17 protein-coding genes and 1 pseudogene are annotated in these 22,660 nt (G+C 69.0%); 3 read left to right on the top strand and 15 right to left on the bottom strand.

The features are described 5' to 3' along the window. Nucleotides 1-3: 3 nt before the first annotated feature. A complete protein-coding gene (locus STSP_RS25610) occupies nucleotides 4-2,655 on the top strand; it encodes a SpoIIE family protein phosphatase (protein ID WP_408646358.1) in 2,652 nt (883 codons plus the stop codon). Nucleotides 2,656-3,101: 446 nt separating this feature from the next. Here STSP_RS25610 and STSP_RS25605 read toward each other — a convergent pair whose 3' ends face one another. Genes STSP_RS25605 through STSP_RS25590 form a run of 4 tightly spaced genes read right to left on the bottom strand, consistent with a single transcriptional unit; the run spans nucleotide 3,102 to nucleotide 7,957 of the window. After that, on the bottom strand, nucleotides 3,102-4,580 hold the full coding sequence (locus STSP_RS25605; RefSeq protein WP_067282673.1) for an NAD-dependent succinate-semialdehyde dehydrogenase: 1,479 nt from the start codon (nucleotides 4,578-4,580) through the stop codon (nucleotides 3,102-3,104). A gap of 5 nt (nucleotides 4,581-4,585) precedes the next feature. Beyond that, nucleotides 4,586-5,860, bottom strand: a complete 1,275-nt coding sequence (locus tag STSP_RS25600; RefSeq protein WP_067282655.1) for an aminotransferase family protein — start codon at nucleotides 5,858-5,860, stop codon at nucleotides 4,586-4,588. Nucleotides 5,861-5,885: 25 nt separating this feature from the next. Beyond that, the gene (locus tag STSP_RS25595) at nucleotides 5,886-6,650 is read right to left on the bottom strand and encodes an SDR family NAD(P)-dependent oxidoreductase (RefSeq protein ID WP_067282653.1); all 765 of its coding nucleotides are present in this window, start codon (nucleotides 6,648-6,650) and stop codon (nucleotides 5,886-5,888) included. After that, a complete protein-coding gene (locus STSP_RS25590) occupies nucleotides 6,647-7,957 on the bottom strand; it encodes an amino acid permease (RefSeq protein ID WP_107441396.1) in 1,311 nt (436 codons plus the stop codon). Before STSP_RS25590 ends, STSP_RS25595 begins: the two co-directional genes overlap by 4 nt. Nucleotides 7,958-8,330: 373 nt before the next feature. Between STSP_RS25590 and STSP_RS25585 the strand changes: the two genes are divergently transcribed. Next, a complete protein-coding gene (locus STSP_RS25585) occupies nucleotides 8,331-9,002 on the top strand; it encodes a GntR family transcriptional regulator (protein ID WP_078067496.1) in 672 nt (223 codons plus the stop codon). A gap of 177 nt (nucleotides 9,003-9,179) precedes the next feature. Here the strand turns inward: STSP_RS25585 and STSP_RS25580 are convergent, their stop codons facing one another. Both STSP_RS25580 and solA read right to left on the bottom strand, forming a co-directional pair. Continuing rightward, a complete protein-coding gene (locus tag STSP_RS25580; RefSeq protein ID WP_067282647.1) occupies nucleotides 9,180-10,271 on the bottom strand; it encodes an ABC transporter substrate-binding protein in 1,092 nt (363 codons plus the stop codon). A 202-nt stretch (nucleotides 10,272-10,473) separates the two neighbouring features. Continuing rightward, nucleotides 10,474-11,610, bottom strand: coding sequence for an N-methyl-L-tryptophan oxidase (gene solA, locus STSP_RS25575; RefSeq protein WP_067282645.1), 1,137 nt, complete (start codon nucleotides 11,608-11,610; stop codon nucleotides 10,474-10,476). A 190-nt stretch (nucleotides 11,611-11,800) separates the two neighbouring features. On the opposite strand from solA, the gene STSP_RS25570 reads away from it, so the two are divergent. After that, complete coding sequence (locus tag STSP_RS25570) at nucleotides 11,801-13,501, top strand: PucR family transcriptional regulator (protein ID WP_456300510.1); 1,701 nt, start codon at nucleotides 11,801-11,803, stop codon at nucleotides 13,499-13,501. A gap of 62 nt (nucleotides 13,502-13,563) precedes the next feature. Here STSP_RS25570 and STSP_RS25565 read toward each other — a convergent pair whose 3' ends face one another. From STSP_RS25565 to STSP_RS25520, 9 genes and pseudogenes are all read right to left on the bottom strand, one after another. Then, nucleotides 13,564-14,022, bottom strand: a complete 459-nt coding sequence (locus STSP_RS25565; protein WP_232789789.1) for a cupin domain-containing protein — start codon at nucleotides 14,020-14,022, stop codon at nucleotides 13,564-13,566. Between the two features lie 45 nt (nucleotides 14,023-14,067). Further along, entirely contained in the window at nucleotides 14,068-15,480 is a 1,413-nt protein-coding gene (gene aspA / locus STSP_RS25555) for an aspartate ammonia-lyase (protein ID WP_067282639.1), read from the bottom strand. Between the two features lie 194 nt (nucleotides 15,481-15,674). After that, complete coding sequence (locus STSP_RS25550; RefSeq protein WP_067282636.1) at nucleotides 15,675-16,958, bottom strand: NAD(P)/FAD-dependent oxidoreductase; 1,284 nt, start codon at nucleotides 16,956-16,958, stop codon at nucleotides 15,675-15,677. Between the two features lie 49 nt (nucleotides 16,959-17,007). Next, complete coding sequence (locus STSP_RS25545) at nucleotides 17,008-17,673, bottom strand: haloacid dehalogenase type II (RefSeq protein ID WP_067282633.1); 666 nt, start codon at nucleotides 17,671-17,673, stop codon at nucleotides 17,008-17,010. Nucleotides 17,674-17,718: 45 nt separating this feature from the next. After that, complete coding sequence (locus tag STSP_RS25540; RefSeq protein WP_067282631.1) at nucleotides 17,719-18,657, bottom strand: aldo/keto reductase; 939 nt, start codon at nucleotides 18,655-18,657, stop codon at nucleotides 17,719-17,721. Continuing rightward, nucleotides 18,654-20,114: an aldehyde dehydrogenase family protein gene (locus STSP_RS25535; RefSeq protein ID WP_067282628.1), complete on the bottom strand. Its 1,461-nt coding sequence runs from the start codon at nucleotides 20,112-20,114 to the stop codon at nucleotides 18,654-18,656. Before STSP_RS25535 ends, STSP_RS25540 begins: the two co-directional genes overlap by 4 nt. Then, on the bottom strand, nucleotides 20,111-21,064 hold the full coding sequence (locus tag STSP_RS25530; protein WP_067282625.1) for a succinylglutamate desuccinylase/aspartoacylase family protein: 954 nt from the start codon (nucleotides 21,062-21,064) through the stop codon (nucleotides 20,111-20,113). The genes STSP_RS25535 and STSP_RS25530 overlap by 4 nt, the downstream gene beginning before the upstream one ends. Nucleotides 21,065-21,087: 23 nt before the next feature. Further along, nucleotides 21,088-22,470, bottom strand: coding sequence for an aminotransferase class III-fold pyridoxal phosphate-dependent enzyme (locus STSP_RS25525; protein WP_067282623.1), 1,383 nt, complete (start codon nucleotides 22,468-22,470; stop codon nucleotides 21,088-21,090). Then, nucleotides 22,467-22,660: pseudogene (locus tag STSP_RS25520) on the bottom strand (ABC transporter permease); the annotation flags it as partial. The pseudogene STSP_RS25520 and the gene STSP_RS25525, both read right to left, overlap by 4 nt.

Below are 22,660 nucleotides of genomic sequence, written 5' to 3'. Positions count from 1 at the left end.
AGGGTGTTCCTGCTGCAGCTGGTCATCATGGTCCTCTTCGCCGCAGCCGCGGGAGTGGCACTCGTGCTGCAGGCCCAGAACGCGACCATGCAGGAGGCCCGGAACCTGTCGTTCGCAGTCGCCGAGACCTTCGCCCACGCCCCGGGAACGCTGGACGCCATGAAGTCCGAGAACCCGAGTGCGCTGCTGCAGCCGCGCGCGGAGGAAGCCCGGAAAGAGGCCGGTGTCGACTATGTCGTGGCGTTCGATCCCCAGGGCTTCCGCTGGACCCACCCCGACCCGAAGCTGATCGGGAAGCACATCTTCGCCCTCCGCGAGGGCGAAGCCATCGACAGACCCTTCACCCAGACGTTCGAGGGCAGTCTCGGCCTCTCCGTGGACTCGACGGTCCCCGTCTACGACACCGGCGGGAAGACCATCGTGGGCTTCGTGGCCGTCGGGATCACGGTGGACACCGTGAACGACGTGGTCCGTGACCAATTGCCGAAGCTGCTCGGATTCGCCGCCGGCGCGCTGGCGGTCGCCGCGGGTGGGGCGGCGTTGATCTCCTGGCGGTTGCGGCGGCAGACCCACGGCCTCGATCCATCCGAGATGACCCGTATGTACGAGCACCATGACGCGGTGCTGCACGCGGTGCGGGAAGGGGTCCTGATCATCGGAGGTGACGGGCGGCTGCTGCTGGCCAACGACGAGGCACGGCGACTGCTGGACCTGCCTGCGGACGCCGAGCAGCGCCGCGTCACCGACCTGGGCCTGGAGGCCGAGACCGCCGAACTGCTGGTCTCGGGCCGGGCAGCCACCGACGAGGTCCACCTGGCCGGCGACCACCTGCTGGCGGTCAACATACGGCCGGTCGACCACCACGGCGGCAGGCACGGCCGTGTGGCCACGCTGCGCGACACCACGGAGCTGCGGGCACTGGCGGGCCGGGCAGACGTGGCCAGGGAGCGGTTGCGCCTGCTGTACGAGGCAGGGGTGCGGATCGGCACCACGCTCGACGTGGTGCACACCGCCGAGGAACTGGCCCAGGTGGCGGTCCCCCGATTCGCCGACGTCGCCACGGTCGACCTGCAGGATCCGGTCCTACAGGGTGAGGAGCCGGCCGGGCCGGGCCCCGAAATGCGCCGCGCGGCGGTTCACGGTATGGAGGGAGCCTGGCCCCTCTTCCCCGTGGGGGAGCTCATCCGCTTCGTTCCCAGCAACCCCGTGGCCGTCGGCGTCGAGCGCGGCCACGCCGTCCTCGATGCCGACCTGACCGCCTCCCACGACTGGCGAGCCCAGGATCCCGAACGCACCCGGCGCATCCTGGACTGCGGCCTCCACTCCCTGATCACCGTGCCGCTCCAAGCCCGCGGCGTGGTGCTGGGTATGGTCACCTTCTGGCGTGCGGAGCAGGCCGCCTTCGAGGAAGAGGACCGGGCCTTCGCCGAGGAGCTGGCCGCCCGGGCCGCGGTGGCCATCGACAACGCCCGCCGTTACACCCGCGAGCACGCCCTGGCCGTAACCCTGCAGCGCAGCCTGTTGCCTCGTTCCCTGCCCGAACAGTCCGCCGTCGAGGTCGCCCACCGTTATCTGCCCGCCCGGGCCGGCGTGGGCGGCGACTGGTTCGATGTCATCCCGCTGCCCGGTGCCAGGGTCGCGCTGGTGGTCGGCGACGTGGTCGGCCACGGCCTGCACGCCGCGGCCACCATGGGCCGGCTGCGCACCGCGGTGCGCACCTTCTCCACCCTTGATTTGTCCGCGGACGAGCTGATCAGGCACCTGGACGAGCTGGTCACCCGGGTCGACAGCGAGGGAAGCGACGGCGAAGGAATTACGGGTGCCACCTGCCTGTACGCGATCTACGACCCGGTTGCCGGGCTGTGCTCACTGGCCAGGTCCGGGCATCCAGGACCGGCCCTGGTACACCCGGACGGCACGGTTGAGCAGTTGCAGGTGCCGGTCTCCCCGCCGCTGGGGCTGGGTGGCGGACTCCCCTTCGAGAAGGCCGAGTTCACACTGTCCGAGGGCTCCCGGCTGGTCCTGTACACCGACGGGCTGATCGAGGACCGGAACCGGGACATCGACACCGGCCTGGCGATGCTGCACGACGCCCTGACAGGTCCCGGCCTGACCCCGGACGAGACCTGCCGGGCCGTCCTCGACGCCCTGCTGCCGGCCCGCCCGAGCGACGACATCGCCCTGCTCGTCGCCCGATCCCGCCTGCTGGACCCCTCCCAGGTCGCCGACTGGGACGTGCCCGGTGACCCCGCCGTCGTCGCCGGGATCCGTGCCGATGCCGCCCGCCGGCTGGAGGAGTGGGGGCTGGAGGAGCTGGCCTTCTCCACCGAGCTGGTGATCAGCGAGTTGGTCACCAATGCCATCCGCTATGGCGCCGCCCCGATCCGGCTGCGGCTCCTGCGCGACCGCAGCAGCCTGATCTGCGAGGTCGCCGACGGCAGCAGCACCTCACCGCACCTGCGCCGGGCGGCCGCCACCGACGAAGGGGGGCGGGGGTTGTTCCTGGTCGCCCAGTTCACGCAGCGGTGGGGCACCCGGTACATGCCTCGCGGCAAAGTGATCTGGACCGAACAATCCCTCCACAGCACGGCGACAGAACCTGACGCAGACACGACCGACGCCCTGCTGGACCAATGGGGGGACGCGGACTGGTAAGAGTCCACCGACGCCAGGTGAAGCCCAGGTTCATAAAGGATGAACATCGGTGTACGAATGGATTATGGGCGGGTCGCTTCCTCAAAACCGTCGTCCGCTCCGCCGTCTCGTCCTCGGTCGCCTGCGTGCGCGTGATCGACATGGGACTGTCAGCCACGTCTCGCGCATGTGTCGGGACGACGCGTACGACGAGAGTCGGAGCGATCGCGCGGCATCCCCGCACCCGCCGGAGACCGAGCTGAAGCAGGGCCGCGCACCGGTTCGAGTCCGGGTTCGAGACCACGCTCTCTGCTCGATCCGGGCAGTGCCGCGGGGCAAGTGTTCGTCCTGCAGATCCTCATCGTGGTGCTGCTGGTCGTGGCCGGAGTGATTGCCCTCCTGCTGTACGCGCGGCAGGCCAGTGTGCAGAGAGTAGAACCACCGCAGGGGTGTCGGCTCCACACGGGTCAACTGGTAGGGCGCAGCGCGAGGTTGTAGTAGCGGATCTCCTCGTACTCCTCAAGTCCTTCACTGCTTCCCTCGCGTCCGAGGCCGGACTGCTTGACCCCGCCGAACGGTGCGGCCGCGTTCGAGGGGACGCCCTGGTTGATGCCGACCAGGCCGGTGGCCAGTTGGTCGGCCACGTTGAAGGCGCGGTCGAGGTTCTCGGTGAAGACGTAGCCCGCCAGGCCGAACTCGGTGTCGTTGGCGCGGGCTATGGCCTCGTCCTGGTGGGAGAAGCGCTGGATGGCTGCGACCGGTCCGAAGATCTCGGTGCGGGCCAGTGCGGCGTCAGCCGGTACGTGGTCGAGGAGCGTCGGCTCGAAGAACGAGCCGGCGTGGCTGGGGGCCGCGCCGCCGGTGAGGAGGTGTGCGCCGCGGTGGGTCGCGTCCTCGACGAGGCCGGCGAGTTTCGTCACGGCGTTGTGGTCGATCACCGGGCCGAGCCCCACGCCGGGGGCGAGTCCGTTGCCGACCTTCAAGGCGGCCAGCCGGTCGGTCAGGGCCTCGACGAAGGCGTCGGCGATACCGTCCTGGACGAAGATGCGGTTGGCGGCGATGCACGACTGGCCGCCGTTGCGCATCTTGGCGGCGAACGCACCGTCGACGGCCCGCTCCAGGTCGGCATCGTCGAAGACCAGCAGCGGGGCGTTGCCGCCCAGTTCCATGGAGCTCTTCAGGACGTTGTCCGCAGCGAGACGCAGGAGCACCTTGCCGACCCCTGTCGATCCGGTGAAGGACACCTTGCGCACCCGCGGATCGGCCAGCACAGCGGTGCTGAAGGCGGGGGCTTCGGTGGTGGTCACGACCTGCACCAGGTCTTCGGGGACCCCGGCGGCGAGCGCGAGTTGGACCGCGAAGATCGTGGTCAGGGGGGTGTTGGGCGCGGGTTTGATGACGACGGGGCAGCCGGCGGCGAGCGCCGGGGCTATCTTGCGGGTGGCCATGGCGAGCGGGAAGTTCCACGGGGTGATGAGGACCGACAACCCCACCGGTGCGCGCCGGGTGAGCAGACGGGCCCCGCCGGTGGGAGCGTCGCGGAGGTTTCCGGCAGGGCGTACCGCTTCCTCGGCGTACCAGCGGACGAAGTCCGCACCGTAGGTGATTTCGGCGCGGGCCTCGGCGAGCGGCTTGCCCATCTCACGGGTGATGAGCAGGGCGATCATGTCGGCGTTGCTGATGATCAGGTCGTACCAGGCGCGCAGGATGTCGGCCCGGTGCCGGGTGGTGGTGGCGGCCCAGGAACGGCCCGCTTCGTCGGCGCGGGCGACGGCGTCGAGGGCCTGGTGCGCGTCGAAGTCGGGAACCTGCGCGATCGTCTGGCCGGTGGCCGGATCGTGGACGTCGAAGGTGCGGGTCACGCCGGGCACGGCGAGGTGGAGGTTGGCCAGGACCTTGTCCGAGTCGGCCAGGGCGGTCGGTTCGGCGTCGGGGAGGGTGCTCATGGTGGTCACTTGCCTTCCTGGGCGGAGATGACGGTGTCGATGGCGGCCACGAGCTGCCGTATCTCGTCGTCGGTGGTGATGAACGGCGGGCTGATCTGCACGGTGTTGCCGCGCAGCGGACGAGTGATGAACCCGTGCTCGACGAGTTCGTCGGTGACCGCTTCGGCGCTGACGTCGTCCCTGAGCGTGATGCCGCCCAGGAAACCTGCCACACGGGTCTCGACGACCGCTGCCCGGGCGGTAAGGCCGTTCAGTTCGCGGGCGAGCAGCTGCTCCAGTTCGGTCACTCGGGGCAGCAGCTTGTCCTCTTCGAGGATGTCGAGGTTGCGCAGGGCGACGGCGCAGGCGGTGGCATGCCCGGCATAGGTGGCACCATGCCGGAAGACGGGCGTGTCGGAGGAATCACGGTAGAACGGCTCCCAGATGTGGGGCGCGACAAGCACGCCGCCCAGCTGGGCGTATCCGGACGTGACGCCCTTGGCAAAGGTGATCAGGTCGGGTCGCAGGCCGTACCGCTCGCTGGCGAACATGTGTCCCGTACGTCCGAAGCCGGTGATGACCTCGTCGACGATCAGGAGGATGTCGTTCTCCCGGCAGATGCGCTGCAGGCCCTCCAGGTAGCCGGGGACGGGCGGGTTGACGCCGCCGGTGCCCTGGATGGGCTCGGCCACGATCGCCGCGATGTGCTCCGCGCCGATCTCCTGCACGGTCCGCTCGACGGCGGCGATGTCGTAGGTGGAGACGCGGGCGGTCTCCGGTACGAGGGACTCGGTGCCGTAGCCGGCCCGGTTGAAGTCCAGGCCGGCGATGCTGGTGCCGTAGGCGTGCAGGCCGTGGTAGGCGAACTCGCGACTGAGGATCACGGTCTTGGTGGTGCGGCCCTCGCGCTGCCAGTGACGCCGGGCGAGTTTACAGGACACGTCGATGGCGTCGGAGCCGCCGCTGTTGAGGATGACCTTGGGGTCCGCGATGGGCGACAGGGCTGCCAGGCGCTCGGCCAGCTCCACAGCACGGTCGTTCAGGTAGCGGCCGAAGATGTGGTACGTCTCCAGACGCCGCATCTGCTCGTAGGCGGCCTCGGCCAGCTCGGGGCGGGAGTGACCGACGTTCGCGTGCCACAGACCGGCGGTGCCGTCGAACAGACGACGCCCCTCCGTGGTGAACACATAGCTGCCTTCGGCGCGATCGACCGTCAGCTGGCGTCCCAGAACGGACGGGAGGTGGGCCTGGGCGCTCCAGAGAGCGGGCCCGGTCAGGATGGGTGAGTTCTTGTCAGACATGACTGTTCCCCTGGGGGTGTGCACGTTACTGGGCGGTGTAACCGCCGTCGACGGGAAGGGTGATGCCGGTGATGTAGTCGGCGCTGGGTGAGGCCAGGAACGCAATGGCGCCTGCGACGTCCTGCGGGGTGGCCAGCCGACCGAGCGGAATGCCGTCGGCCACTTTGCGGGCGAGAGCTTCCGGATCCTTGTGGGAGCTGACCCAGGCCTCATACAGCGGGGTGCGGGTCATGCCGGGCGCTACGGCGTTGACGCGGATGTTGTACGGCGCGAGTTCCACTGCGGCCGCGGCCGTCAGCGCCTTCATCGCGCCTTTGCTGGCGCTGTAGACGCTCATCGTGGGGACTCCGACCGTGGCCAGCCTGGAGGTGACGTTGATGATGCTGCCGCCGGACTGCCGCATGGCGCGCCCCGCTGCCTGGAGAACGGCGATCGCGGCGAACGTGTTGATCTCGAAGGTGTCGCGGATCTCGTCGGTCGGGACGTTCAGCAGTTCTCCGGTGTGGTCGGCTGCTGCGTTGTTCACCACCGCATCGACCCTGCCGAACCGGTCGAGGGCACAGTCCAGGAGGCGGTCGGGCTCGCCGTCCCGGGTGAGGTCGGCCGGGACGAAGCAGGCTGTATTGGAGCCGAGTTCGCGAGCCATGGCCTGACCTCGTTCGCCGCAACGGCCGGTGAGGAGGACGGCGAACCCGTCCTGGTGGAGCCGCCGGGCGGCTTCGGCGCCTATCCCGGAGGTCGCACCCGTGACGAGAGCCACCCGTGGCGGCGTCGGTACGTGGCTCGTCATCGACGTGCGGCGGCCTTCTGTGCGTACCGCACGACCACGTACGTGACGAGGATGACCGCCAGGCTGAGGACGCTGAGATAGAGCTGCGAGCGGGCGTCCGGAACCAGCAGCATGGAGCTCACCACGACGAGGATGCCCGCCAGGGTGATCCAACTCAGGTACGGGTATCCCCACATGCGCAGCTTGAGCCGCTCGGGGGCCTCCCGTTCGAGCTGCCGCCTCATACGCAGCTGTGATCCGGCGATGATCGCGTAGACGAACAGGCCCACGGCGCCTGCGGAGTTGATGATGAAATCGAAGACGGTGTCCGGCGCAACGTAGCTCATGACGACGGCTACATAGCCGGCGGACGTACAGGCCAGAATGGCCTTCCAGGGTGTTCCCTTCCGGCTGCGGTCGGCGACCCACCTCGGCGCCCAGTTGTTGCGCTGGAGCGCGAACAGCATCCTCGAGGCGGTGTACAGGCCGGAGTTCAGCACGGACAGCACGGAGGTGAGGACGACCACGCTGATGATGGTGCTCGCTGCGGGAATGCCCATCTTGCCGAAGGCGGCCGCATACGGGCTGGTCTGGGTCGGGATTCGGTCCCACGGGGTGATCATCACCAGCAGGGTCACCGAGCCGACGTAGAAGATGATCACACGCCAAACCGTGGAGGAGGTCGCCTTGACCACCGACTTCACCGGGTCCGCGGACTCCGCCGCCGCGATGGTCACGATCTCTGTGCCGACGTAGGCGAAGATCACCATCACGATCCCGTGCAGGATCGCCGACAGGCCGTGGGGAGCGAAGCCGCCCGCGGTGACGTTGCCGACCGACATCGTCGAACCGGGCCAGATCCCGAGAGCGAAGAGGGCGCCGGTGACGAGGAAGACGACGATCGTGACGATCTTGATGGAGGCCAGCCAGAACTCGGTTTCACCGAACGAGCGAGTGGATACGAGATTCGAGGCGGTGAGCAGCGTCATGAGGATCAGCGAGAAGACCCATTGGGGCACGCCTGGGATCCACAGCATGAGCAGTTTGGCACCGGCAACCGCCTCGAACGCCACGACGCCCACCCAGAAGTACCAGTAGAGCCAGCCGATCGTATAGCCGGCCCAGCCGCCGAGCGATGCGCGGGCGTACTCCATGAACGACCCGAGGGCGGGGGAGGCGGTGGCCATTTCCCCCAGCATCCGCATGACGAGGATGACCAGGAGGCCGCCGAGGGCGTAGGAGAGGATGCTGGCCGGGCCCACGGCGTGGATGACCGCTCCGCTGCCGACGAAGAGGCTGGCTCCGACGATGCCGCCAAGGGCGATCATTCGGACGTGACGCTGTCTGAGTGTTGTCGGCGCGTCGGGCTGGGTGTGCTCTGAGGTCAGCTCGGGAGTTGTCTGCACTGTTCGGAGCCTTTCTGCAGCGTTGCCGGTGGTCGCGTGCGGCGTGGAGTGAAGGGCCGTATGCGCGGGTGCGGCGACCGGAACGTCCGTGCATCGTGCCGCGGGATGTAGGTGTGGGGCCCGCCCGGCAGGGCGGCGGCCTGAAGGGAACAGGACTCATGGCGTCGATTGCGATCGCCGCCGAGGCGCTGCGCCAAGGTGATCTTTCGAGTGGTGAACGATAGGCCGTCCGAGGCGGAACTGTAGAACAGTTCTACTGTTGAGCGCTAGGGGTGCTGCTCGGTACGATGACGCCATGACGGCACTCGACGGTTTGGTAGCCCGCAGGACGACGACTGCCCAGCAGGTGGCGGACGGGCTTTCGGAACGGATTCTCGCGGGGGCCTTCCGCCCAGGTGAGCGCCTACGCGAAAGCGCGATCGCCACCGAACTCGGCATCGCACGCAACACGGTTCGGGAGGCGGTCCGTCTGCTCGAGCACGGCGGTCTCGTCCGGTTCGAGGTGAATCGCGGGGCCGTGATCATCTCTCCGACACCCGAGACGGTCGAGGACCTCTACACTGCCCGCGAGCGCCTGGAGACGGCGGCGCTGGCGATGCCAATCACCGGTGACCAGCTCGCGGTCGTCGAGGAGGCCTACGCCAGCCTCGGCACGGCGACCGCGTCACATGAACGTGCCGACATCGTGGCCGCGGACCTGGCCTTTCACGCAGCGATCGTGGCATCCCTGGGCAGCAGCCGCATCGATGCGTTCTACGCGGGACTGACCCGGGAACTGCGCTTTTACCTCATGGCCCTGTCCGCCTACGAGCGGGAGTACGAGAACCCGCGCAAGGTGGTCGCTGAGCATGAGCCGCTCATGGACGCGGTTCGGGAAGGCGACGCCGAGCGGGCACAACGCGAGGTGCGTCACCACATCGCAACCAACGCCGAGAGGGTGCAGCGGATCCTGGCCGCGCGCGGATGATGGTGGCGGTCATGGTGGGTGATCCTGGGCATCAGGGGGTACTGCCGGCCGGGCACCGCAAGGGGGTGCCCGGCCGGAGGCGTCAGCAGCCCAGCAGCTCGGGCAGCTTGGTCATGTCGCTGAGCTCGTCGTAGTGGTAGGCGGGGGAACCCGGAGGTTCCTCGAAGTCCGGTGTGGTCACTTATGGGCCCACTCCTGCCAGCGCTTGGCGACGGAATCCTGGTTCTTGTCCCACCACTCGACATCGAGGTCGAACCCGGTCTTCAGATGCTCGGGCGACGTGGGCAGCTGGGCTCGGACGTCGTCCGAGAGGGCCTTCAGGGCGGCCGGAACGACGGGACCGTTCGGGTAGATCCTGGCGAACTCGGCCTGGACGTCGGGTCGGAGGGAGAAGTCGATCAGCTGATATGCCGCATCGGTCTTGTCCGTGCCTTTGGGGATGGCCCAGCCGTTGGTGTGCCGGCGGGCCCCGTTCCACTCATAGGCGATCGGTTGGCCCTGCCGGATCAGGGCATCGGCGCGGCCGGTCCACAGACTGGACATGACGACCTCCTTGCGCCCGAGCAGGACGGCCGGCAGAGCGCCGCTGTTCCAGAACTTCTTGATGTCGCCGCGAATCCGGGAGAGCGAGGCGAAGGCTCTGTCCACATCGATGGGATACAGGTCATCGAGTGCCACACCGTCGGCTAGGAGTGCGAATTCCAGCTCCGGGTTGTCGGCGTCCAGGCTCTGCAGGGAGCGCTGGCCGCTGAAGGACTCCGTGTTCCAGAAGTCCGCCCAGTTCTTCGGCTTTCGCTGCAGACTATCGGTGCGGTAAGCCATCAGGCTGGCCCACACATTCTTGCCGACGGCGTGTTCGGTGAGCAGATGGTCGGCGATGCCGGCGCCCTTCGCGTGCGGCAGCCGGTCGTAATCAAGAGGCTGAAGGGTGTCCGCGCGGACCATCTTCGGATAGACCAGCATGGAGTTGTCGATCACGTCGAACTGCGGTCGGCCCTGTGTGATCCGGGCTATGAGCTGTGCGGTGTCGTAGTTGACCGTGGAGATCGTGATGCCGGTCTCCTTGGTGAACGGTTCGTAGATCGCCTTCGAGAGGGCTTCGTGGTAGGAGCCTCCACTGTTCCTGACGACGAGCGACTTCTTACCGCCGCCCGACGAGCCGCTGCTTTCGCCACCGGTGAGGGTGCTGCAGCCGGCCGCTGCCGTGGCAGCGGCCAGAGCACCCGCGGTGCGGAGTATGGTCCTGCGTCCTATCCGGCTGCCTGCCATGGCGGGGCCTCCTGGAAATCGGTGTGGATGCGGGGAATCCGAGGTGCAGGGGTCGTGCGGGTCGGGGGACATGGGTGTCCCGGGACAAGGGTGTCTTTCGGTATGGCTGTCCGTAGACAGGGATGTCCGTGGACAGCGATGTCCGTGGACAGCGATGTCCGTGGACGGGCGGGCTGGGCTCGAACGGCTCGGGAACCGTGTCTCAGGCGACGCCGAGTCCGGCCGGCGCGAGGAAGCCGACGGGGTGATCCGTAGTGCCGTTGAGGGCAAGGTCGGCGGCGATCTCGCCCATGGCGGGCGAGAGTTTGAAGCCGCTGCCGGAGAACCCGGCCATGACGACGATGTCGTCCTCGCCGGGGAGATGACCGACGAGCGGGTTTCCGGACTCGGTGTAGCCCTCCATGTAGACCGACAGCCTTATGGGGTCGGGGTTCAGATCGGGCATCAGCTCACGGATGAGTTCACGGAAGGTGCCGAGTTCCGCCGGGCGGACCGTACGGTCGAGCCGTTCGGGGTCGGGAACCGGCAGATAGCGTGCGAGGGAGAGGCCGAGCTTGACGGAGATGCCGTCGGGCGACGGCAGCCCGTAGCAGTCGTGGGGTGTGGTGCGGACGAAGGCGGGGGCGCCGCCCGCGAACCAGTCGTGGCGGGTGGGGATGTGCCAGGAGCTGATCAGCCGGCGGATGTCGACCGTCCGCGGAAGGTCCGGGATCAGTGTGTTGATCCAGGGGCCCACGGTCACCACCGCGGCGTCCACATGGTCGGTGCCGCGGTCGGTGACGATGTCCACGCCGCCGCCCGCCGCGGGCACGACGTCCCGGACCTGGGTGTACCGGTGCACACGGGCGCCCAGCTGCTCGGCACGCCCGGCGGCGGCCTGGACCGACGCCTCGGGCCTGATGATGCAGCCCGACCGGTCGAGTACGGCGGTGTGTCCCTCCGCGAGACGGTGCTGCGGGTAGCGGCGGGCGAGGTCGTCCCGGTCCAGCACCTCGTGATCCAGCCGATGGGTGGCACTGGAGGAGAGGAGGAGGCGCATGGAGGGTGAGGCGGTTTCTCCCATCACCAGGCAGCCGCTGCGGCGTCGCAGCGAACACCCCGTCTCCTGCTGGAGCCGGCCCCACATCCGGTCCGCGAGCCGCAGCAGCGGAATGTACCCGGGTTCGCCGAGGTGGGCGGCGCGGAAGATGCGGGTCTCGCCCCCTGCCGCGCCGCGGTCGTGACCTGGCGCGTACCGGTCGTAACCGATGACCTCGGCGCCGCGGGCGGCAAGTCGCCACATGGCCTGGCTGCCCATGCTGCCGACGCCGATCACGGCAACCCGCTTCGGGGTACTCATGGGGCGCTCCTTTGCCGAGACAGACCGGACGGCAGTCGTGGAACGAGCACCGCTGGCCGACCCGCTTTCCGGTTGCTGCTGGGACGGCGTTCACTCTCGCGGCGGCCGACATCGCAGGTCAACCCACACTCTGTTCCACAATGAGGCCTCCTCGAGACGGTCTGTCACAGCGGAGCGGGTGGCGCCGGAAATGAGCGATGATCCTCTTGTCAGGGTGACGGGCAGATGCAAGGGTGTGTCTCGCTCCCTTTGGATGAAAGCGTCAGTGACACTGATGAAACGTCCCTCAACTGGGCGATTCCTTACTATCCGGGAAGTCCTGCGCCTCCCTGTACTCGTCCAAGGGCTGCCACGCGTCCTGGCCGGCGAGTCACGTCTGGACCGCGCGGTTCGGTGGGTGCATGTCACCGAACTGCTCAATCCGGCGGACTTCCTCGAGGGAGGCGAGCTGGTACTGACGACCGGCATGCCGCATCCCGAGGACGCCTCGAAGCTGCGTGACTACGTCGACCAGCTCGCCGACGTCGACGCGGCCGGACTGGTCGTGGAGCTCGGCCACCGCTACCGGAAGGTGCCCGACGAACTGGTCGCGGCCTGCCGCGAACGCGAGGTGCCGCTGGTCGAGCTGGCCCGCGGCGTCCGGTTCATCGACGTCACCCAGACGGTGCACGCCCTCATCCTCGACGCCCATGGCGCACTGCTGCGCCGCGGCAGCGACATCCAGGACATCTTCACCACCCTGACCCTGCGTGGCGCTACTCCCGAGGAAGTGGTGCACACCACCGCAGAGCTCACCGGAGCCCCTGTGGTGCTCGAGGATCTGACCCACCGGGTCCTGATGTGTGAACTGCTCGGTCGGCCGTACGAGCCGGTGGTGTCGGCGTGGTCCCGGCGCTCCCGGGCCGCCCCGACCCTTGAGAAGGTCGCGCCGAGCGGCCCGGAGGGCTGGCTGATAGCCCCGGTACAGGACCACCACGGCCTGTGCGGGCGGCTGATCCTGCTGGACAGTCGGCAGAGCCCGGAGCCGGACCCCGAACACGTCCTGGTGCTGGAACGTGCGGCGGTCGCCCTGACCATGGCACGCCTGGCCGGACCAGCCTGGTGGGAGCGCCGGGCCCACCGCTCCGTGCTGCGGGACCTGTGCGAACGGCGCTTCCGGTCCCCCGCAGACGCCCGCGCCCGCGCCGAGGCACTGGGCCTGCCGGCCTTCGGGCACCGGCTCTTCGCCGTACTGATCCGCCACACCAAACCCGACGGCGAGGGTGAGCATCTCGACGAACGGATCGCGAAGGAACTGGAGCGGACCGGCGTACGTGCCCTGGTCGGCGAGACGGCCCCGGGCCGGATCGGCGTACTCCTTGCGCTGGCGCAGGCCGGCGCCTGGCAGCCCGTCGCGGAGCGGATCGGCCGTCTCGCACGCGAGGAGCTCGGTCCGGATGCCATCGTCGCGGTCGGCCCCGGCGTGACCGACCTCTCCGGGATCGCCCGGTCATGGAAGGAGGCCGAGCAGACCGCGGAGGCCATCACGTCGGCATCCCCGGACCAGTGGTTCTATGTCCCGTCCGACGTCGGGCTGCCGGAACTGCTGGGCGTGCTGCGGGACGACACCCGCCTCCAGCGGTACGCGGAGCGGCAGCTGACCAGCCTCATCGAGCACGACGACCGCAACGGCGGCGACCTGCTCCCCGCGCTGCGCGCCTATCTGGCATCAGCCGGAAACAAGTCGGTCGCGGCAAAGCGGGCGGGGATGTCCCGGCAGGCGTTCTACCAGCGTCTCCACGCCATCGAACGGCTCCTTGGATGCGACCTGGAATCGGGCCTGCAACGCACATCCCTGCATGTCGCGGTGCTCGTCCTGGACTCGCAGGAAGAAGCGGCTCCGGGCACGTGACTAGCGCTCCCAGCCGAACCCGGACCAGGCGCCCGGTATCAGCATGCCGAGCGGTATCGGCATCACATCACGATCACGTAGATCTTGCGCACGGTTTCGATGGTCTTCCAGACACCGACGAAGCCCGGCTTCATGACGAAGCTGTCGCCTGCCTTGTAGACCACCGGCTCGCCACCTTCCGGCGTGAGTTCGACGATGCCGGAGAGGATGTGGCAGAACTCGAAGGTCTCGCCCTTGACCGAGCGCGTCTCGCCGGGCGTCGCTTCCCAGACGCCCGTACGGATCATGTCCCCGCGGGCTACGTCTTGGACCCAGGTCTTGAAGGCGGGGTTGCCGGAAATCAGGCGCTCCGGGAGCGGGCCGGACTCGCGCGGCGCGAAGGAGGGATGGGTGTCGATGGTCTTCAGGAGCGACATGTCTTTCCTTTTTGGGCTTGAGAAGTTGGTAGCCGCGGCCCCGGTCGACGGGCCGACGGCGTCCGTCACCTGGCAGGCACGGGTACGCAGGTCGCCCGTGCGCACGCCCTATGGCCTGCAGGTCACGCTCGACTTGACCCACCGACAGGGTCAGGCCAAGGCTTGACCGGCTCCCGCAACGACCTCGGGGCGCAGCAGGTCGGCGAGGATTTCGGGGGGCAACAGGCGCCTCTCCAGGACGAGTTCGGCAACTCCCCGGCCGGTGGCCAGGGCCTCCTTGGCGATCTCGGTGGCGGCCGTGTAGCCGATGTGCGGGTTGAGGGCGGTGACCAGGCCGATGGAGTTCTCCACACTCGCGCGCAGGGTCTCGGTGTTGGCGGTGATGCCGACGACGCAGCGCGCGGCCAGCGTCATGCAGGCGTTCCGCAGGTGCGTGACGCTCTCCGACAAGGCGTGCAGGATGATCGGCTCGAAGGCGTTGAGCTGGAGCTGTCCGGCCTCGGCGGCCATCGTGATGGCGACGTCGTTGCCGATCACCTCGAAAGCCACCTGGTTGACGACTTCGGGGATCACCGGATTCACCTTGCCCGGCATGATCGACGAACCGGCCTGCACCGGCGGCAGGTTGATCTCGCCGAGCCCGGCGCGCGGCCCGGAGGACAGCAGGCGCAGGTCGTTGCAGCTCTTGGAGAGCTTGACGGCGATCCGCTTGAGCACGCCGGACATCTGGACGAAGGCGCCGCAGTCCTGAGTGGCCTCGACCAGGTTGGCGGCCGTGACCAGCGGCAGGCCGGTGATCTCGGCGAGGTGGCGGCGGGCCGACTCGGCGTATCCGGCAGGGGCGTTGAGACCAGTACCGATCGCCGTGGCGCCCAGGTTGATCTCATGGATCAGCTCCGCCGCCTCGGCAAGACGGCCGCGGTCCTCCTCGATCATGACCGCGTATGCGGAGAATTCCTGGCCGAGGGTCATCGGCACCGCGTCCTGCAACTGGGTTCGGCCCATCTTGAGGACTTCGCGGAACTCCACAGCCTTGGCAGCGAAAGCGTCCTGAAGGACGGCCATGGCCCTCAGCAGGCCGCGCACCGCGAACACCGTCGCGATCTTGACGGCGGTCGGGTAGACGTCGTTCGTCGACTGCCCGAGGTTGACGTCCTCGTTGGGGTGCAGGAACTGGTACTGCCCCTTCTCGTGGCCCAGCAACTCGAGCGCGCGGTTGGCGACGACCTCGTTGGCGTTCATGTTCGTCGAAGTGCCAGCGCCGCCCTGGATGACATCGACGACGAACTGGTCGTGCAGCTTGCCGGCGCGGATGTCGCGGCAGGCCTCGACGATGGCGGCGGCCTTCTTCGGGTCCAGCAGGCCGAGTTCCTCGTTCGCGAGGGCGGCGGCCTCCTTGACGGCGGCCAGGGCGTCGATCAGATGCGGGTAGGCGGAGATCGGCGTGCCGGTGATGGGGAAGTTCTCCGTGGCGCGCAGGGTGTGGACGCCCCAGTACGCCTCGGCGGGGACGTCGCGGTCGCCGAGCAGGTCGTGCTCACTCCGGGTGGCTGCGGCGGTCATAGGGGTGCGGGCCTTCTCTCAGAAGAAGTTCGGAGGACGATGTACGTGTGCCGAGGACGTAGATCCTCGGATGGGGATGTACGTGAGCCGCGGGAGTGGTCGAGTGGCCATACCCCCATTGCGGCGGGCCTCCCGCGTCTCTTCGCGGAAGGCCCCCGCAGTGTCACTGCCTTGTCACCGCCGTCGGTATCGGCTCAGAGCAGCTTGTCCTTCGCCTTGTAGTACGCGCCGCCGAACGGCAGGAACCAGGGGGTGCCGTTGTAGAAGGGGACGGGGACCTTCGGGAAGCCGAAACCGCGCATCGGGTTGGCCTCCGGCTTGCCGTCCATCATCTCGGCGACCGCGCGGCCCATGTACGTGGCCATCTGCACGCCGTGACCGCAGTAACCCATGGAGTAGTACAGGCCGTTGACGTCACCCGCGTGCGGGATGCGGTCCCAGGAGAAGCCGACCATGCCGCCCCAGACGTAGTCGATCCGTGTCCCGGCCAGCTGCGGGAAGATCTCCGTCATCTCCCGCTTGAGGATGTCGCCGCTCTTGACGTCGGACGCCGGATTGGACGGGGCGAATCGGGCCCGGCCGCCGAAGGCGAGGCGGTTGTCCGGCGTGAGACGGATGTAGTTGCCGACATTCTTGTGGGCGACCAGCAGGCGGCCGTTGGGGATGAGCTCCTTGGCGCGCGCCTCCCCCAGCGGCTCGGTGACGATGATGAAGCTGCCGACGTTGATCAGCCGCTTGCGGAACCACGGCAACGACTGGTCGGTGTAGGCATCCGTCGCCGCCATGACCTGCTTGGCACGGATGGTGCCGTGCATGGTCTCCACCACGAAGCCGCCGCCAGGGAGGCGGGTGAGGCCGGTGGCGGCGTTGCGCTCGTGGATCTCGGCACCGGCACGCTCGGCGGCGTCTGCCAGGCCGACGACGAACTTGCCCACGTGCAGGGCTGCGCCGAGCGGGTCGAGCAGGGCGCCGTGGTAGTGGTCCGAGCCCAGCTCGGCGCGCAGCTCGCTCTTGCTCAGGACGACCGTCTCGTGGCCGAAGTTCTCGGCCAGGTCGCGCTGCTTGGCGTGCATGCCCTCGAGGTGCTTGGGCTTGCAGGCCAAGCCGAGGCGCCCGGCACGGTGGAAGTCGCAGTCGATGTTCTCCTTGACCGCAATCTCCTCGACGAGGTCCACTGCGACGCGGAACGCGTCGTAGAGCTCGCGAGCACGTTCCTGCCCGTAGCGCTGGCGGGCCTGGGCCGGGCTGATGGTGATGCCGGGGTTGCAGTGGCTGCCGTTGCGCCCGGAGGCGCCCGAACCGACCTGGTCCTTCTCGACCAGGACGACCCGGGCACCCTTGCGGGCGGCGTGGTAAGCGGTGGACAGGCCGGTGAGGCCGCCGCCGATCACCACCACATCCGCCTCGTCGGGCAGGTCCTTCCCGGAACGGTCGGGCAGGGCGGGGGCTGTGTCCATCCAGTAGGGGATCTGCTTCATGGCGTGCGTCCTCTGTGTTCTCGGTCTGTTTCGCCGGTTGCGCCGTTGGTCAGCAGCCGAGCAGCTTCGGCAGGCCCGACAGGTCGGGCAGCTCGTCGTACGGCTGGTAGTCGGCGCTGCCCTTGCGGCCGTAGCGGTTGATCCACACCCGGCGCTTCAGGCCCAGGTCGCGGGTCGGGATGTGGTCGTACTCCCAGCCCTGAGCGACGTGGATGACCTGCGACGACTCGACACCCATGGTCCGGAAGGCGTGCTTGAAGGCCTGGCGGTCCGGCTTGTAGGCGCCGGCCTGCTGGGCGGTGATGACGTAGTCGAACTCGACACCGATGTTCTCGACGTTCCGCGCGATCAGGTTGTCGTCGGTGTTGGAGATGATGGCGATCTCGTACTTGGTCTTCAGCTTCCGCAGGGCCTCCGGGACCTCCGGCCAGGGGCCGAAGGTGGGGACGGCGTCCACGAGGGCCTCGCCGTCGGTCTCCCGGTACTCCAGGCCGTGCAGGCGCATGGCGTTGCGCAGGCTGGAGTGCAGGACCTCGTGGTAAGGGCGGTAGGCCTCCAGGACGGCCTGGAAGCGCATGACGCGGAAGTCGTCGAGGAACTCGTCGACATCCAGGTTGTCCAGGTCGAGCCGGTCCTCCAGGACCTTCAGGGTCGTGGGACCGAGCTCGAAGTTGATCAGGGTGGCGTAGGCGTCGAAGGTGACGATCTCTCGCATGGTGTCCAGCCTTGCTCTCTCGGGGTTTTCAGAGGGGTGGGGGCTTCAGACGACGCGTTCGCCGGGGGCGACGATCGCGTCGAGTACGGCCAGGTCGGCCGGGCTCGGGATCCAGTCGGCCGCCGCCGCGTTGACGGTGACCTGTTGAGGTGTCATGGCTCCGCAGATGACGGAGCCGACGGCGGGGAGGGCCGCCAGTGCGCCGACCGCGACCTGGAGGAGGGTCAGGCCGCGGTCGGCGCCGTACTCGGTGAGCGCCTCGACCTTGTCGAGGGCCGCATCGGTCAGCCAGCCCTGCCGCCAGGACAGCCGGCTGCCGGGCGGGGGCTCCTCGCCGCGGCGGTACTTCCCGCTGAGCAGGCCGTTGGCCAGCGGGTAGTACGGCAGCAGACCGACGCCGTGGCGCAGGCAGGTCGGGATCAGGTCCTGCTCCACACTGCGGTCGAGCAGGTGATAGCGGTTCTGGGTGGACACGAAGGCGTCCGTGACCTGCTCGGCCGGCAGGTTGGAGCAACCGATGTACCGGACCTTGCCCTCGTGGACCAGCTCCTTGAGCGCGGCGACCGTCTCCTCCAGCGGCGTGACGCCGTCCGGCTCGTGGTACTGGTACAGGTCGATCCGGTCGGTGCCGAGGCGACGCAGGGAGGCCTCGACGGCGTGGCGGATGTAGGGGCGGGCGCCCCGTCGGCCGTACAGGTCGGCTTCTCGGCCCATCTCCATGCCGAACTTGGTGGCCAGCACCACGTTGTCCCGGCTGCCTTTGAGGGCGGCTCCGAGGAGCCGTTCACCGTCGCCGCGGGAGCCGCCCCGTTCCCCGGACCCGCCGTACATGTCGGCGGTGTCGAACAGGGTGATCCCGGCGTCGAGGGCGGCGTGGACGACGGCCTTCGTGCCGTCCTCGTCGAGGCGGGCACCGAAGTTGTTGCCTCCCACGCCGACCACCGAGACGGTGGGGCCGCGCTCTCCGAGCGTGCGGTATCTCATGACCGGCTGCCGAACCCGATGCAGACGTTCTTGGTCTGCAGGTAGCTGGCCAGGCCTTCGAGACCCTTCTCCCGGCCCCAGCCGCTGTGCTTGTAGCCGCCGAAGGGCAGCTCCACGCCGGTGCCGACGCCGGTGGCGTTGACATAGACCTGGCCGGCCCGGATGCCCTCGGCCAGGCGCATCGCCTTGTCGATGTCGCGGGTCCACACGTACGAGGCCAGGCCGTACGGACTGTCGTTGGCGATCTCCAGGGCCTCGTCCGCGTCGTCGAACTCGATGACCGTGACGACGGGACCGAAGATCTCCTCGCGGGCGCACCGGGCCTGGTTGTCTAGTCCGGTGAGGACGGTCGGCTGGACGTAGTAGCCGTCGGCCAGTTCGGGGTCGGTGGGGGCGCCTCCGCCGGCCCGTGCCACGGCGCCTTCCTCGCGGGCCAGTTCCAGGTAGCCGAGGACCCGGTCCCGCTGCCGTGCGGCGACGAGGGGGCCGACGTCCGGGTCGCTGAGTCCGGGGCCGATGCTGAGGGAGGCCGCGTGCGCGACGAGCTTGTCCAGGAACTCCTCGGCGCCGCGCTGGAGGAGCAGCCGGGTGCCGGCCGAGCAGGTCTGCCCGGCGTTGCCGAACGCGGAGGCGGCGACGGCGCCGAGCGCCGCGTCGAAGTCGGCGTCGGCGAAGACGACGACCGGCGACTTGCCGCCGAGTTCCGTGACCGAGGGGACCACGTTGGCGGCGGCCGCCTGGGCGACCTTGATGCCGGTCGGCACCGAGCCGGTGAAGGTGACCTGGTCGATGTCCGGGTGGCCGGCGAGGGCCGCGCCGGTCTCGCCGTCACCGGGGACGACGTTGAGGACGCCCGGCGGGAGACCGCACTCCAGGGCGATCCTGCCGATCTCCAGCGGGGTGAGCGGTGCCTCCGGGGAGGGCTTGAGCACCACCGTGCAGCCCGCGGCCAGCGCGGGGGCGGAGCCCCGCGCGGTGTTCTGCAGCGGGTAGTTGAACGGGATGATGTGGCCGGAGACGCCGATCGGCTCGCGAACGGTGTAGTCGAGCAGACCGGGGCCGAGCGGGACCGTCGAGCCGCCGAGCTTGTCGGCGACGCCCGCGTAGAACTCGAAGTAGCGGGCGGCCGCTTCGACGTCCGCCTTCGCCTGGCGCAGCGGCTTGCCGACGTCCTGGCTCTCCAGGCGGGCCAGACGTTCGCCCTGGTAGCGGATGGCCTCCGCGATCCGGTACAGGATGCGCCCCCGGTCGGCGGCACGCATCCCGGCCCATTCGGGAGCGGTGAAGGCCGCGCGCGCGGCGGCCACCGCCTGGTCCACGTCCGCCTTGCCGGCCAGCGCCACCTGGGCGATGGCCGTGTCGTTCGACGGGTCGAGGACGGTGAAGGAGCGCCCGTCGGCGGCCGGGACCTGCTTGCCGTCGATCAGCAGCTCGGTCAGTTGCAGTTCGTCGCTCATGGCTGAATCTCCCCCAGCACCTCGCCGAAGATGACGACCTCGTCGCCCGGGCGGACCGTGCGGATCCGGCGGACCCAGAGCACGATGCCGTCCTGCGGCGCGGTGACCTCTTCCAGCGTGTTGCCGTAGTGGTCGGTGATGGTGGCGATCAGGTCGCCTTCCTTGCAGGTCTCCCCCGGCTCGGCGCGGGCGACGAAGAAGCCGCCGGAGGCGGAGCGGGCGAAGGTGCCGGAGACCGTCGTGTAGGTGTCCCGCAGCTCCGCCTCGCCGTCGATCATGCCGAGGCTGCGCAGGATGTTGCGGATCGAGCTCATGTGGTGCTCGACGTTGGTCTCGCGATAGGTGGCGCCACCGCACTCGATGGTGATGGCGGGCTTGCCGGCCTCGAGGACGGGGTGGCGGACCGTGCCGCCCCACTTGCCGCCCTTCCAGACCAGCTCGTGCCCGGCGGCGAGCGCCAGGTCCGTCGCCAGGTCCTCGTAGCCGCCCTGGAGGATGACCAGCGGGGCGATCTCACCGTAGGCGCCACCGGTGTGCAGGTCGACCACGGCGTCGACGGCGGGGACGACCTTCTCGACGAAGGTGGCGGCCAGGCGCTGCGAGTACGAGCCCTCCGCGTCACCCGGGAAGATGCGGTTGAGGTTGAGGTGGTCGATGCCGCTCGCGCGGGCGGCCGCCTCGAAGGCGGGGGTGTTCATGCACGGGATGCCGACGACGGTGCCGCGCAGGGTGGCCGGGTCGATGTCGGCGAGGACGCGGCGGATAGCCTCCTGGCCGTCGTACTCGTCGCCGTGCACGCCCGCGTCCACACACAGGACCGGGCCGTCCTGCGCGCCGTTGACGACGATCAGCGGAATGCCAAGCTCCACGCCGTAGCTGCTGGTGCCGACCGGGATGAGGCCCTGGGCGCGCGCGCCCGGGGCGACGGTCAGCGAACCGATGGTGTACATGTGGTTCCTTCCCAAAACGTGGATCAGATGCGGGACGACGCCTCGGCGAGGGTGCCGGCGAGGATCGCGGCGATACGGTCGAGGACGGCGCGGTCGCTGATCAGCGGGGGCGCGATCTGGACCAGTGGCGCGGAGCGGTTGTAGACGCGGGCCAGCAGGCCGGCCTCACGCAGGCGGCGCGGGATCAGGTCGACGATCAGTTCGGTGCGGGCGGTGTCGCTGAAGCCGCCGCCGTCGAGGTCGCCGACGAGTTCGCAGGAGTAGAAGAACCCGGTGCCGCGGACATCGCCGACGATCGGCAGATCCGTGAGGGCTGCCATGCGTTTCGCCAGGTCGTCCTGGAGACCGCGGACGTTGTCCAGGATCCGGTCCCGCTCCATGATCTCGAGGTTGCGCAGGGCGATGGCCGCGCTCAGCGGGTGCCCGGCGAAGGTGTAGCCGTGGTTGAGGACCGCGCCGGGCCGGTTGATGACCTCGGTGACCTTGGTGCCGACCAACGTCGCGCCCAGAGGGGCGTATCCGGAGGTGATGCCCTTGGCGACGGTGACCATGTCCGGGCGGGCGCCGTAGCGGTCCCCGCCGAACCACTCGCCGATCCGGCCGAAGGCGGTGATCACCTCGTCGGCGACGAGCAGGAAACCGTACCGGTCGGCCAGCGCCCGCAACCCCTGCCAGTAACCCTGGGGCGGGGTGATGCAGCCGCCCCGGTTCTGCACCGGCTCGGCGATGAGCATGGCGATGGTCTCCGGGCCCTCGGCCAGGATCGTGGCCTCCAGCTCGGCGAGCAGCCACGCCGTGTACACCTCGTCGTCCGCGAACTCCGGTGCGAGGCCGTAGCGGCTGGTGTTCGACACGAACCGGGTGTCGATCGCCGGCGGGCCGTACGGCTCCGTCAGTCCGGGGTCGTCGGTGAACGACAGGGTGCCGACGGTCAGCCCGTGGTAGGCGCCGCGCCTGGCGATCGCCTTCACCCGGCCCGGCTCCCCGCGCAGGGCGTGGTACCGGCGGGCGATCTTCCAGGCGGTCTCGACGGCTTCGGCGCCACCGCTCGAGAAGAAGGTGTGCTCGATGTCGACGGGGGCGATACGGGACAGCCGCTCGGCGAGTTCGATCGCCGTCGGGTGCGCGGAGCCGGTCCACAGCGGGCTGTAGCAGAGCTCGCGCAGTTGCCGTTCGGCGGCCTCGGCGAACTCGGGGCCGTAGGAGTAGCCGAGCTGGCAGCAGTACAGCCCCGACAGGCCGTCGATGTAACGCCTGCCGTCCGCGTCGTCGACGTACGGGCCCTCTCCTCGCCGGACGATGAGGAGTTCTTCGTCCTCATGGCCGAGCGAACCGTTGGCTGTCATGTTCAGCAGCAGGTGCCGCTGAGCGGTGGCGGCCGTCAGCTGAGCGGTGGCGGCGATCATACGGCCTCGCCTCCCGGGGTGGCGACGCCTGCCGTGTTCTCGACCGACAGCAGCGGCGCCTGCCGCCCGGAGCCGATCCAGCGCACCAGGGCCACGAGGCCGAGGGCGAGGATCGCGAAGGCGATGAGGATGGCACTGACCGCGGTCACGCTGGGGTCGATCTCGAAGGTGAGGGAGTTGTAGACCTGCA

The sequence above is a fragment of the Streptomyces jeddahensis genome (assembly GCF_001642995.1).
GTDB lineage: Bacteria > Actinomycetota > Actinomycetes > Streptomycetales > Streptomycetaceae > Streptomyces > Streptomyces jeddahensis.
Note: the sequence above shows the minus strand (reverse complement) of the source record. Positions and strands in the feature narration are given on the sequence as shown.